Source organism: Mycobacterium shimoidei (assembly GCF_900417275.1).
Lineage (GTDB): Bacteria > Actinomycetota > Actinomycetes > Mycobacteriales > Mycobacteriaceae > Mycobacterium > Mycobacterium shimoidei.
Genome location: NZ_UEGW01000001.1, coordinates 3,370,280 through 3,383,408 on the forward strand (window position 1 = coordinate 3,370,280; position 13,129 = coordinate 3,383,408).

The 13,129-nt window shown below is 67.1% G+C and carries 10 protein-coding genes; 7 read left to right on the forward strand and 3 right to left on the reverse strand.

The features are described 5' to 3' along the window. Positions 1-9: 9 nt before the first annotated feature. The 3 genes from tatC (at position 10) to MSP7336_RS16295 (ending at position 4,694) form a co-directional block, all read left to right on the forward strand. On the forward strand, positions 10-918 hold the full coding sequence (tatC, locus tag MSP7336_RS16285; protein WP_113964125.1) for a twin-arginine translocase subunit TatC: 909 nt from the start codon (positions 10-12) through the stop codon (positions 916-918). A gap of 99 nt (positions 919-1,017) precedes the next feature. Beyond that, positions 1,018-3,816, forward strand: coding sequence for a DEAD/DEAH box helicase (locus MSP7336_RS16290; RefSeq protein WP_181786800.1), 2,799 nt, complete (start codon positions 1,018-1,020; stop codon positions 3,814-3,816). A gap of 71 nt (positions 3,817-3,887) precedes the next feature. Continuing rightward, complete coding sequence (locus MSP7336_RS16295) at positions 3,888-4,694, forward strand: DUF4333 domain-containing protein (RefSeq protein ID WP_069398011.1); 807 nt, start codon at positions 3,888-3,890, stop codon at positions 4,692-4,694. A 12-nt stretch (positions 4,695-4,706) separates the two neighbouring features. Here the strand turns inward: MSP7336_RS16295 and MSP7336_RS16300 are convergent, their stop codons facing one another. Beyond that, positions 4,707-5,663, reverse strand: a complete 957-nt coding sequence (locus MSP7336_RS16300; RefSeq protein ID WP_113964127.1) for a 5'-3' exonuclease — start codon at positions 5,661-5,663, stop codon at positions 4,707-4,709. Between the two features lie 109 nt (positions 5,664-5,772). Here MSP7336_RS16300 and MSP7336_RS16305 point away from each other — a divergent pair, with 109 nt between their 5' ends. Together MSP7336_RS16305 and MSP7336_RS16310 are read left to right on the forward strand one after the other, a co-directional pair. Further along, entirely contained in the window at positions 5,773-6,897 is a 1,125-nt protein-coding gene (locus MSP7336_RS16305; protein WP_244917480.1) for a M24 family metallopeptidase, read from the forward strand. Between the two features lie 38 nt (positions 6,898-6,935). Beyond that, positions 6,936-7,610, forward strand: coding sequence for a GNAT family N-acetyltransferase (locus MSP7336_RS16310; RefSeq protein ID WP_113964129.1), 675 nt, complete (start codon positions 6,936-6,938; stop codon positions 7,608-7,610). Here the strand turns inward: MSP7336_RS16310 and MSP7336_RS16315 are convergent. After that, positions 7,607-8,020, reverse strand: a complete 414-nt coding sequence (locus tag MSP7336_RS16315; protein ID WP_113964130.1) for a F420-dependent biliverdin reductase — start codon at positions 8,018-8,020, stop codon at positions 7,607-7,609. The two genes, MSP7336_RS16310 and MSP7336_RS16315, sit on opposite strands and share 4 nt — an antisense overlap. A 35-nt stretch (positions 8,021-8,055) precedes the next feature. Here MSP7336_RS16315 and dprE2 point away from each other — a divergent pair, with 35 nt between their 5' ends. Next, complete coding sequence (gene dprE2 / locus MSP7336_RS16320) at positions 8,056-8,805, forward strand: decaprenylphospho-beta-D-erythro-pentofuranosid-2-ulose 2-reductase (protein ID WP_113964131.1); 750 nt, start codon at positions 8,056-8,058, stop codon at positions 8,803-8,805. 37 nt (positions 8,806-8,842) lie between these two features. Here the strand turns inward: dprE2 and MSP7336_RS16325 are convergent, their stop codons facing one another. Beyond that, entirely contained in the window at positions 8,843-10,234 is a 1,392-nt protein-coding gene (locus MSP7336_RS16325) for an FAD-dependent oxidoreductase (protein ID WP_113964132.1), read from the reverse strand. 166 nt (positions 10,235-10,400) lie between these two features. Here MSP7336_RS16325 and MSP7336_RS16330 point away from each other — a divergent pair, with 166 nt between their 5' ends. After that, entirely contained in the window at positions 10,401-13,019 is a 2,619-nt protein-coding gene (locus MSP7336_RS16330; RefSeq protein ID WP_113964133.1) for a helix-turn-helix transcriptional regulator, read from the forward strand. The last annotated feature ends 110 nt before the right edge of the window (positions 13,020-13,129 follow it).

The following is a 13,129-nucleotide window of genomic DNA, read 5'->3' on the forward strand; positions in this document are numbered from 1 at the left end:
TAACTGACCGTGCGCACCACCGGTTTATTCAGGCGGCTCGATCCGCGCTTGCGGCGCAGCCGCACCAATCCCGACGCAACGATGTCGCTGGTCGACCACTTGACGGAGTTGCGCACCCGGCTGCTGATCTCACTGGGCACCATCCTGGCCACCACCGCGGTCGGATTCGTCTGGTATTCGCACGGACCGTTCGGGCTGGAAAGCCTCGGCGAATGGCTGCGCCACCCTTACTGCGCGTTACCGCCGTCGGCGCGCGCGGACATCAGCGCCGACGGGCAATGCCGCTTGCTGGCCCCCGCCCCGTTCGACCAATTCATGTTGCGGCTCAAGGTGGCGGCGACCGCCGGCATCGTGCTGGCCTGCCCGATGTGGCTGTATCAACTGTGGGCGTTCATCACGCCGGGCCTGTACCGCAAGGAGCGCCGGTTCGCGGTGGCGTTCGTGGTCCCGGCGGCGGTGCTGTTCGTGGCCGGGGCGGTGCTGGCCTACCTGGTGCTGGCCAAAGCCTTGCGCTTCTTGTTGACCGTCGGCAGCGACGTGCAGGTGACCGCGCTGTCCGGCGACCGGTATTTCGGCTTTTTGATCAACCTGCTGCTGGTGTTCGGGATCAGCTTCGAATTCCCGCTGCTGATCGTCATGCTCAATCTGGTCGGGGTGCTCAGCTATGAACGTCTGCGGTCGTGGCGGCGCGGGCTGATCTTCGCGATGTTCTGCTTCGCGGCGGTCTTCACACCCGGATCCGACCCGTTCTCGATGACGGCGCTGGGGCTGGCACTGACCCTGCTGCTGGAACTGTCCATCCAGATCGCCCGGGTGCACGACAAGCGGAAAGCCAAGCGCGAGGCGCTCGCTGCGATCCCCGACGAGGAAGCCTCCACCATCGAGCCTCCGTCGGTCCTGCATGAAGACGTCACCTAAGCCCGTTCCCCTTCGCCATTGCCGCGAGCGGGCGTGTTTGTACGCCGACACGCCGGTGGCAACGTACAACTGTGCCCCCTGGCCGGGGAGGGAAGCCCCGTGAGCGAACTGGCCCGGTTCACCGCCGAGCTGCCTTTTCCGCTCGACGGTTTCCAGCAGCAGGCGTGCACGGCCCTCGAACGCGGCCACGGTGTGCTGGTATGCGCGCCCACCGGAGCCGGCAAGACCGTGGTCGGCGAATTCGCGGTGCACCTGGCGTTGGCCGCGGGCGGCAAATGCTTCTACACCACGCCACTGAAGGCGCTGTCCAATCAGAAGCACACCGACTTTGTCGCGCGTTACGGCAAAGACCGCATCGGGCTGCTTACCGGCGATTTGTCCATCAACGCCAATGCGCCGGTAGTGGTGATGACCACCGAAGTGCTGCGCAACATGCTTTACGCTGATTCACCTCTGCTGCAAGGGCTTTCGCATGTGGTCATGGACGAGGTGCATTTCCTCGCCGACCGGATGCGCGGCGCGGTGTGGGAAGAGGTCATCTTGCATCTGCCCGACGAGGTGCGCCTGGTCAGCCTGTCGGCAACGGTGAGCAACGCCGAGGAGTTCGGCGGCTGGATTCAGACGGTGCGCGGCGACACCACGGTGGTGGTCGACGAGAACCGCCCGGTGCCGCTGTGGCAGCACATGCTGGTCGGCAAGCGTCTCTTCGACCTGTTCGACTACGACGCCGCCGACACCAAGGCCAAACCTCGGGTCGATCCAAACTTGTTGCGCCACATCGCACATCGCCGGGAAGCGGAGCGGTTGGCCGATTGGCGTGGGCCTCGGCGCCGCGGTCGGCCCAGCATGTACCGTCCGCCGTCGCGGCCGGATGTCATTGCGGCACTGGACCGCGACGGCCTGCTGCCGGCGATCACGTTCGTGTTCTCTCGCGCTGGATGCGACGCTGCGGTCGCCCAGTGTCTGCGCTCGTCGTTGCGGTTGACGACCGAAGAGGACCGGGCGCGGATTGCGGAGGTAATCGACCACCGCTGTGGCGATCTGGCCGACGACGATCTGGATGTGCTCGGCTACTACGAGTGGCGCGAGGGTCTGTTGCGGGGTTTGGCAGCCCATCATGCCGGGCTGCTACCGGTGTTCCGGCACACCGTCGAGGAGCTGTTCACCGCCGGACTGATCAAGGCTGTGTTCGCCACCGAGACTTTGGCGTTGGGAATCAACATGCCGGCGCGGACCGTGGTGCTCGAGCGGCTGGTCAAGTTCAACGGTGAGCAGCATGTGCCGCTGACACCGGGGGAGTACACCCAGCTGACCGGGCGGGCGGGCCGGCGCGGTATCGACGTCGAGGGCCACGCCGTGGTGATCTGGCATCCCGATATAGAACCGGCCGAAGTCGTCGGGCTGGCCTCCACCCGCACCTTTCCGCTGCGTAGCTCGTTCGCCCCGTCGTACAACATGACGATCAACCTGGTCCACCGGATGGGGCCGCAACAAGCCCACCGGCTACTGGAACGGTCGTTTGCGCAATATCAGGCCGACCGTTCGGTTGTCGGCCTGGTCCGCGCCGTTGAGCGCGGCGAGCGGATGCTCGACGAGATCGCCGCCGAGTTAGGCGGTAAGGACGCGCCGATCCTCTCCTATGCCCGGCTGCGCGAACAGATCTCGCAACGCGAGCGTGCGCAGGCCCGCGCGTCGCGGTTGCAGCGACGGCAGGCGGCCAACGATGCGCTGGCGGCGCTGCGCCGCGGCGACATCATCACTATCCCGCACGGCCGTCGCAACGGTCTGGCCGTGGTGCTCGAGTCGGACAAGGACAGCCTGGATCCACGCCCGTTGGTGCTCACCGAACACCGCTGGGCGGGCCGGATTTCGTCGGCCGACTACTCCGGCGCCGCGACACCGGTCGGCTCGATGACGTTGCCCAAGCGGGTCGAACACCGTCAGCCGCGGGTACGCCGGGACTTGGCGTCGGCGCTGCGGTCGGCGGCCGCCGGGCTGGTGCCCGCACCTAACCGCGGCCGACGAAAGGGCGCCGCATCCGATGGTCCCGACATCGATCCGGAGTTGGCGGCGCTGCGCGAACAGCTACGCCGCCACCCGGCCCACCGGATGGCCGACCGCGAGGCCCACATGCGGGTCGCCGAGCGTTACCTGCGCATCGAACGGGACAACGCCCAGCTGCAGAAGAAGGTGGCCGCCGCCACCAATTCGTTGGCCCGCACCTTCGACCGCATCGTCGGGTTGCTCACCGAGCGTGGATTCATCGAGCGCGCCGGCGACGATGCAGAGCGCAGCGATGAGGCGGGGGCACCTCCCGCTTGCGGGGGAGAGCGGCGCAATGAGCTTGCCGGCGACGATCCGCGGGTGACCGAGGATGGCCGGCTGCTGGCCCGGATCTACAGCGAAAGCGATTTGCTGGTCGCCGAGTGCCTGCGCACTGCGGCGTGGACCGATCTGCGCCCCGCGGAATTGGCCGCGGTGCTCTCCGCGGTGCTCTACGAATCCCGCGGTGGCGACGGTCGGGGGCCGGCGGGGCGCCCGGAGTCGCTGCCCGCGCCGCTGCGACGGGCGCTGAATCGAACACGCCGGCTGTCTGAGGAGCTGCGCGCCGACGAGCAACGACACCGCATCACGCCGAGCCGCGAGACCGACGAGGGTTTTGTGGCCGCGATCTACCGGTGGGCCAGTAGCGGTGACCTGGCTGCGGCGCTGTCCGCCGCCGACGCCGAGAGCAGCGGCTCGCCATTGTCCGCCGGGGATTTCGTGCGGTGGTGCCGGCAGGTGCTCGACCTGCTGGACCAGGTCCGCAACGCCGCTCCGCAACCGGAGCTCAGTGTCTGCGCCAAACGGGCGATCGACGCAATTCGGCGCGGCGTCGTCGCGGTTGATGCCGGGTAGGCTGTGCCGCGGCTACGGTTAGATAGGCCTGCATTTAGGTACTGCCAGGACTGAGAGGACCCAGAACACCGATGAGCGGACCACAAGGACCTGACCCGACGCAGCCGTGGCAGCCGCCCCAGGGTGACGATCAGCAAACCAACGACCAGTCAACCGAGCAGGGGTCGCCCTGGCAGCAGCCGTCCGGCGAACAGCCCACCACGCAGGGATCGCCCTGGCAGCAGCCAACCGGTGAGCAGCCGGCCTGGCAGCAGCCCGCGTACACGCCCACCGAGTACTCGCCGTATCAGCAGCCGGGGCAGTACTACCCGGCGTATCCGCAACCGGGCGCCTACGCGCAGCCCGGCCAATACGGCGAGCAAGGCGCATATGCGCAACCGGGCCAGTACACGCAGCCCGGCCAATACACGCAGCCGGGCCAGTACGGTCAGCCGGGGCAGTACACCCAACCCGGCCAGTACACGCAGCCGGCCCCGTACGGCCCACCCGGCCAATATCCACAGCAGCCCGGTCAATACGGTCCGACGCCCGCCGGTTCCCCGCGTTCGCGCGCGGTGATCGGCACGGTGATCGGGGTGTTCGCCGCGATCGTGGTCGCGGTCGTCTTGGTGCTGGGTTTCTGGCAGCCCGGCTTCTTCGTGACCACCAAGCTCGACATCAACAAGGCGCAGGCCGGCGTGCAGCAGATCCTGTCCGACGAGACCAACGGTTACGGCGCCAAGAACGTCAAAGACGTCAAGTGCAACGACGGGGAAGACCCCGTCGTGAAAAAGGGCAACAGCTTCGAGTGCAGCGTCAGCATCGACGGCGCCAAGCGGCAGTTGACGGTGACCTTTCAGGACAACAAGGGCACCTACGAGGTCGGCCGGCCCAAGTAGCTGACGACTAGCTCATCCGGGCAGCGAATCGAGCGCCTTTTGCAGCCGGGCGATCGATGACGTGACGCCAAAGCGGCCGGCCAACTCTGCGGTGGCCGCGGGATCGGCCGCCGTCAACGGCAGCGCATCGGTCGGCGTCGACAACTCGACCGGCGCGTCGGTCGCCACCCGCACGACCGCTTCGGCGGCCTCGAGATAGTCGGCCGCCTCGCGCAGTTTTCGCCGAAGACCCTTAGACAGTGACGATTTCGGGTTATCCACCGCGGCCAGGATCGCCGCCAACGAGCCATGGTGTGCCAGCAGCATGGCGGCGGTCTTCTCGCCGACACCCGGTACCCCGGGTAGGCCGTCGGAGGGGTCTCCGCGCAGCAACGCCAGCTCCGCATAGCCCGGTCCGGCCCGCTCGACGGGCACCCCGTAACGTTCGGCCACCTCGACCGGCCCCAGTAGCGTGGCGTTGGTCAGCCCCCGGCCCAGGTAGAGCACCCGCACCGGCACCGGATCGTCGGCGACCACCTGCAGCAGGTCGCGATCGCCGCTGACAACGACGACGGGGTCGCGACGTTCCCGCGCGGCCAGCGTGCCGATCACATCGTCGGCTTCGAAACCTGCCGCCCCGCCGGTACAGATGCCGAACGCGTCGAGAATTTCCTCGATCATCTCCACCTGCGGGGACAACTCATCTGGCACCTCCTCGACGTCGGGTTCGCCCGCCGGCTTCTGTTGCTCGACTCGGTGCGCCTTGTACGACGGGATGAGGTCAACCCGGAACTGAGGGCGCCAGTCCAGATCCAGGCACACCACCAATCGGGTCGGCCGCTGCCGGGTAATCACCAGCGCCATCGAATCCAAAAAGCCGCGGACCGCGTTCACCGGGCGCCCGTCCGGGCCCGTGATCGACGACGGCACTCCGTAGTAAGAGCGAAACCACATGCTGGCGCCGTCCAGCAACAGCAGGGGAGCAGACATGCGGGTGAGCCTATTTCGCGCTGACTCTGCGTTCACCGCGCGGGCTACTCGAACTTCTCCGCGGTGTGCGCAGAGTCATTGCAATGCGGCGCTCGCTAGCCTTGCTGAGGTGAACCCTCGATTCCCCACAGACGTGTATGCCCGCAGGTTGGCCGCGGCGGCCGCTGCCACCGCCGACGCCGGACTCGCCGGCCTGGTCATCACCCCGGGCTACGACTTGCGGTATCTGATCGGTTCACGCGCGCAAACCTTCGAGCGGCTGACCGCGTTGGTGCTGCCCGTCGCCGGTGAGCCGACCGTGGTGGTGCCGCGGTTGGAGTTGGCCGCGCTCAAGGAATCCGCCGCCGCCGACTTGGGTGTGGCGGTGGCCGACTGGGTCGACGGCCAGGACCCCTATCAACTGGTCGCCACCGCACTCGGCGGCGCACCGGCGGCCATTGCGGTCACCGATTCGATGCCTGCGCTGCACTTGCTGCCGCTCGCCGATGTCCTTGGCGTGGTACCGATTTTGGCCACCGGTGTGCTGCGCGAGCTGCGGATGGTCAAGGACGACGCCGAAATCGACGCGTTGCGCAAAGCCGGTGCGGCCATCGACCGGGTGCACGCCCGGGTGCCGGAGTTCCTGGCTCCCGGCCGAACCGAGGCCGACGTCGCCGCCGATATTGCGGAAGCGATTGTCGCCGAAGGCCATTCGGAGGTGGCATTCATCATCGTCGGCTCCGGGCCGCACGGTGCCGACCCGCATCACGGGTGCTCGGACCGGCAACTGCGCGCCGGCGACATCGTGGTTGTCGACATCGGCGGGTGCTACGAACCGGGATATCAGTCCGACTCGACGCGCACTTACAGCTTGGGAGAGCCCAGCCCTGAAGTAGCGCAACACTATTCGGTGTTACAGCGGGCTCAGCAAGCAGCGGTCGATGCGGTGCGCCCGGGAGTGACCGCCGAACAAGTGGACGCCGCCGCACGCGACGTGTTGACCGAGGCCGGGCTCGGCGAGTATTTCGTGCACCGCACCGGACACGGAATAGGCTTGTCGGTGCACGAAGAGCCCTACATCGTCGCCGGCAATACTCTGCCGTTGACCGCCGGCATGGCGTTCTCGGTGGAGCCGGGCATCTATTTCCCCGGCCGGTGGGGGGCCCGCATCGAAGACATCGTCGTGGTCACCGAGAACGGCGCGGAGCCGGTCAACAACCGACCGCACGAGCTGATCGTGGTGCCGATCAGCTGAGCGAATCGGCGTGCGCCCAGTCGGCGTACGCTCAAGCGATGAGCAATCACGACCGCGCAGCTGCCCGTCGGGAGATCGCCGACGCGCTGCTCGTCGCCCTCGAACGTCGCCACGAGGTGCTCGACGCCATCGTGGAAGCCGACGATCGGCCGGCCGCAGTCGACGCAATCGCGGAATTGCTGGGGACCTCGCGGCGGGGTAGCGAAGCGGTGATGGGGATGTCATTCGATCAGCTCACCAAAGACTCGCGTAAGAGGATCGCCGCCGAGCTCGAAGATCTGAACACCCAGCTGAGCTTCACCCTCAAGGAGCGGCCGGCGAGCTCCGGGGACACGTTGGTGCTACGCCCCTTCGCCGGGGAACCCGATCGCGACATCTTCGCCGCCCGCACCGAGGAGATGGGCGGCGCCGGCGACGGCTCAGGCGGCCCGGCCGGGAGCCTCGACGACGAGATCCGCTCGGCGCTGGCAAGGATCGACGCCGAGGACGCCGCCTGGTTTGTCGCGGTCGACGGCACCAAGAAGGTCGGCATGGTGTTCGGTGAGCTGATCGGCCACGAGGTGCATGTCCGGATCTGGATCCACCCGGAGTGCCGGCACCGCGGTTACGGCACCGCCGCACTGGCGAAGTCGCGGCCGGAGATGGCAGCCTACTTCCCGGCAGTGCCGCTCGTCATCCGGGCACCCGGCGCCCGCGACGCCCGCACCAGCTAGCGCTTGCGGTGGTCGAGCAGGGTCGCTGATCCGAGCACCCGCTCCACCCGCACCTCGATGACCACCCGGCGCGGATTCTCCCGTGGTGTGCGGTAACGCTGGGCATAGCGAAGTTCGGCATCGCGGACGGCGTCGATGTCTTTGTTCACACTGGCTTTGCCCTCTAACGACAACCACCGCGCGCCGTCGACCTGGCTGAGCACCGCGACTCCGCCCCGCTCAGCGTTGACCGCCTTCTGAGAACCGCCGGTGGTGATCACCCGGGCGATATGTGTCTTGGGGTCGAAGGTGAAACCCACCGCCACCACATGCGGCGAGTTGTCCGCACGCAGCGTGGTCAGCATGGCCAGATGGCGTTCGGTGAGGAACGCCAACGCGTCGTTGGTCAAGCGGGTGGTGGTGTTCGCCATTACTGCTCACGCTAGCGCAGGACATAATCGCTTCCGTGAAAGACACGGGCGCCGGCACGGTGCTGATCCTCGGCGGCCGCAGCGAAATCGGAACCGAACTCGCGCTTCGCCTCGCACCCGGTGCGACGGTGGTGCTGGCAGCGCGCGGCGCCGACCGGCTCTCCGATCAGGTGTCTGTGGTGCGCGCCGCCGGGGCGGTGGCGGTGCATACTCGCGAGTTCGACGCCGACGACCTGGACTCCCACGGCCCGCTCGTCTCCTCGGTCGTTGCAGCCCACGGGCCGATCGATATCGCGGTGCTCGCCTTCGGCATCCTCGGCGAGCAGGCCCGCGCCGAAACCGACGCCAGGCATGCGGTGGCCATCGTGCACACCGACTACGTCGCTCAGGTCAGCCTGCTGACCCATCTGGCGGCGGCCATGCGCACGGCCGGCCACGGAACGCTGGTGGTGTTCTCCTCGATCGCCGGGGTGCGGGTCCGTCGCGCCAACTACGTCTACGGCTCGGCCAAAGCCGGGTTGGACGGCTTCGCCAGCGGACTGGCTGATGCGTTGCACGGCACCGGCGTTCGGGTGCTTATCGTGCGACCGGGATTCGTGATCGGGCGCATGACGCAGGGTATGACGCCGGCACCGCTGCCCAGCACTCCCGCGCAAGTCGCGGCGGCGACGGCGCGGGCGCTCGCCAAAGGTCGCCGCACGGTGTGGATCCCGCGGACGTTGCGGCCTGCGTCGGTGGTGATGCGAATGCTGCCCCAGTTCATTTGGCGACGGATGCCGCGATGATCCACCGATCGAATGGCCGAGACGACGCCGATACCCCTCAAATCGGAATCGTCTCGGCCACGCCGACCGGCTCCACAGCCTCGCCGCGCCGATGCCGCCGGCGGTAGTCGGCTGATGCTGCCCGCCACAACATGGCCGGCCGCAGCAGTCTGGTCGGCGGATCCATCAGGCTGGTTACCCTGGCGAACTGACTGAATACGGCAGCATCGAATTCTGCGGCGGCGAGAACCCGATCCACGTAACCGTTGAGCAGCCGTGTGATCAGTGACCGTTCGCCCGGGATCTCGGGCAGCGCGAGGTCACCGCCGGCCGCCAGTTGCCAGGCCTGCCGGATCGGCCGTGCCGCGGCCCTGAAGAATCGCCGCGCCAGATCGTCTGTGCCGCAGGCCAAACAGTCACGCAGGGCCAGAGCCTCCAGCGCGGCAACCGTCATACCCTGCCCGTAGATCGGGTTGAAGCTGCAGATCGCGTCACCGATGACGAGCAGTCCCTTTGGGAACCGCCGCATCTTGTCATAGCGGCGCCACTGGCTGCACGGAGTGCGGTGATGGGCTACGTCGCCGATGAGTTCGGCGTCGCGCACCGCGGCCAGCACATGCGGGGGCGCGAATTCCTCCACCCATTCGCACAACGCGGAGAACTCGCGAGGCGGAACCCGGCCGGCCATTCCCATCACGGTCATGACCGACTTGCCGTCCTCACAGTCGAAAAGGCCCATTCCGGTGGGTCGGCCGGGCACAACGCCCACGATCACGCCCATTTCGTGCAGCGCGCCGGGGCGTATCCGCATCAGCTGACTGGAATAGGCCAGCTGCATCGTTACGTGGTCTTCGACTGGACGGCCATAGCCCAGCTGCTCCAGCCACGTCGGCGTCCGGGCGGCACGACCAGTGGCGTCGACGACCAGTTCGGCCGCCAAGGTCGCTTCGTGCCGGCTACGCCGGTCGACGATCCGGGCGCCGGTGACGCGGGCGCCGTCCGGTGTCGACGTCAGATCCACCACATCGTGTTCCTCGGCCACGGTGATGTTGGCGATGTGACGCACCTGCCGGCGGACGTGGTGCTCCAGGAAGGGTCTGCTGGTCAGATAGAGGTTGAACTTTTCGGTTGAGCCCGCGCTGATGGCCCGGTGACCGCCCAGGTTGTAGTGCAACTTCGACAAGTCCTGGCCGTCGAAGTACGGCACACCGCCGGTCGTGAGTTCGTTCAAGATGCCGGGGAACAGCTCGTCCAAAACATCGGCGCCCCTGGCTAATAGGGCATGCAGATGGCGCCCCTGCGGAACGCCGCGGCGGTTGGCGGCCGTGTCGGGCAGCGTGTCGCGTTCCACTACCGTGACCGTGTCGAAGAAGTCGGATAACACCCGCGCGGTCACCAGCCCTGCCATGCTCGCACCCAGTACCACCGCGTGGTCACCAACCTTGGCCATTGCGCACCCGCTTTCGTCGAGTTGTCTGACAAAAGCAATGGTCAGGTGGGTGAGCGGCGCCGGACAGCGTAGCCGACTACTCGACCTTGAGCGCCCTGGTTTGAATAGGTTTTGAATAGGTGCTGAAATGCCTCGTCAGGCAGGTAAACGAGGTTATAGTCCCGGCGTGATCAGCGGTGATCCGCTGGCCGGCCGAGACAGCGAACTGCGCAATATCGGCCGGGTACTGCGAGGGTCCGGCAATTACTCCGGCGTGATCATCGCCGGAGCACCCGGTGTGGGCAAAACCCGGCTCGCCCGCGAGGTACTGGCCCGCGCCGCGGCCGCCGGCGACCGCACCAACTGGATCATCGGGACCGAATCGGCGCGGCCCCTTCCGCTGGGTGCGTTCACGGCTCTGCTCACCGATTCGATCACTGATCCGGTGCCCAACGTGCAACGGTTGATCAAAACCTTTGTGGCCCAACAGCGCCAGGGCCGAGTCTTGGTGGGCGTCGACGACGCGCATCTTCTGGACGGATTGTCCGCGCACGTCGTGCACCAGCTGGCGCAGACCAGAGGCCCGCGGTTGGTGGTGACCGTACGCACCGGCGCTGAAGAACCCGATGCGGTGACGGCGTTGTGGAAGGACGGGCTGCTCACTCGGCTGGATCTCGAACCGCTGTCCGCTGAGGCGACCCGCGCGTTGATCGAAGCCAGCGTCGGCGGGCCGGTGGATGCCCGTAGCGCCGAGCGGTTCTGGACGCTGACCGATGGCAACGCGCTGTTTTTGCGGCAGCTGATAGCCGACCAGCTTGCGGCCGGCCGGATGCGGCAAGTCGCCGGAGTGTGGATGTGGGACGGAGACGTCGCGGTCTCGCAGAATCTCAGCGACATGGTGGCCCGACAGCTTGGGCGGGTAACCCCGGGCGTGGCGCGTGTCGTCGACACCCTCTCACAGTGCGAGCCGTTGAGCGTGACGGTGCTCTGCGACGTCGTGAGCCGCGCGGACCTCGAGGCGGCCGAGCAGATGCATCTGGTCACCGTCGAGCGAGTCGATGGCGACCGGTTGGCCCGGCTCGCCCATCCGTTGATCGGTGAGCTTCGCCGCGCGACCGCCGGAGAGATGCACCTTTCCAAGGTGCGCGGTCGGCTGGCACAGCGACTCGGCCAGGAAACCGACCGGGACATGCGCGCAACGGTACGACGGGCCTTACTCACTCTCGAATCCGATCTCCCGCCCGACCCCGACCTGTACTTGACGGCCGCGCGCTGCGCGATGACGCTGCTGGATCCGGAGTCGGCCGACCGTTTCGCGGCGGCGGCAGCCGCCTGCGGGGCGCCCGACGCCGCGCCCATGCGGGGCATGTCCCTCGTTATGCGCGGCCTTGGGCAGCAGGCCGAGGAAGTCCTGCAAGAGCTGTGTGAAAGCGATCGTCCCGACAAGCACCGATGGTCGACCGTTCGTGCCGCCAACTTGGTGTGGATGCTCGGCCGCCCCGCCGAAGCCGCCGCGATTCTGGACGGCCTGACCGGGCAGGCTGAGACACCGGCCGATCGCGACGCGCGCCTGGCGGTGCAGGCATGCGTCGACGCGGTATTCGGCCGTTGTGCGTTGGCTGAGCAAAACGCCAGGGCGGCACTGGATTCCGAAACCCTATCGGACTTTCACGCAATGATGGCATCGGTCGCGCTGGTTATGGCGATGGGCGCACTCGGTCATGTCGACGACCTGACCGTTGTCGCCGAACAAGCGATCAACCGGGCGATCACAGCGTTCGAATCGTCGCCGACTCGGTTCTGGTTCGGGGCCGTCTACGCCCGCGCATGCCGATTGACCGGTCGCATCGATGAGGGCGTCCAATCGGCGAAGCGGATCGCCGAGTCGGCGCGCGACGTTCCCGGCTTCGCCTACGCTAATCTGGCCTTTTTGGTGGGCCACGCCCACTTGGTCCGCGGTGATGTCGGTAAAGCCGTCGGATTGCTGCGGGAAGCTCGTGCTGGGATCGAAAAGCACGGTGCGACGACTGGTTTGCGTCCAGCTAGTTGCTTTGGGTTGGCCGAGGCTTACGCCAAGTTGGGGCAACCGGATGCTGCGGAGGAAGCGCTCGCCGAGGCGAGGCGGGCCGTACCGCCCGACTATCTTTTCATGCAGACCGCGTTATCACTGGCGATTGGGTGGACGTTGGCGGCCAAAGGGCTCATCGGCGATGCGGTCGCCGAGGTGAGCAATGCCGCGCGGGAAGCACATGACCGTGGTCAACCAACCCACGAATTGGCATGCATCCAAGCGGCGGCTCAATGGGGCGACGCATCGGCGGCCGGCCGAGCGTGCGAACTTGCCGATGCCTTAGCACTCCCGCTCGCCAATACCGTTGCGCGACACGCTAATGCGTTGGCCGACAGCGATGGGGAAGGCTTGCTTGCCGCGGCATCGGGGTACCGGGCGATCGGTGATCGGGCGGCGGCCGCCGACGCCGCTGCGCAGGCGGCCGCGGTCCTGCTGAGCAGCCAACACCGCCAGCGTGGGCTCTACGCGGCTGCGGTAGCGCGCGAACTGTCCGATGAATGTGGCGGCTTGTGCACACCGGCGCTGCGCAGCGCGGTCGGGCTTCCGTTGAGCGGGCGTCAGCGCGAAGTGATCGAACTGGTCGTGGCGGGTTTGACCAACCGGGAGATCGCCGAGCGGCTGATGATGTCGGTGCGTACGGTTGAGGGGCACGTGTACCGAGCCTGTCAGCGGGTCGGCGTGAACAACCGCGACGAATTGGGCAGCGTCGTGCGCGCCGGCCTGGCACAGCCTTGAGCAAAAACAGGTAGTCCACTACGCGTGCTCGGCGTCAATTGACGGCCATACGTTGCTTTCGTCAGCGACAAACGGATGGACCGACCATGACCGCCTTATTGGACGCATTA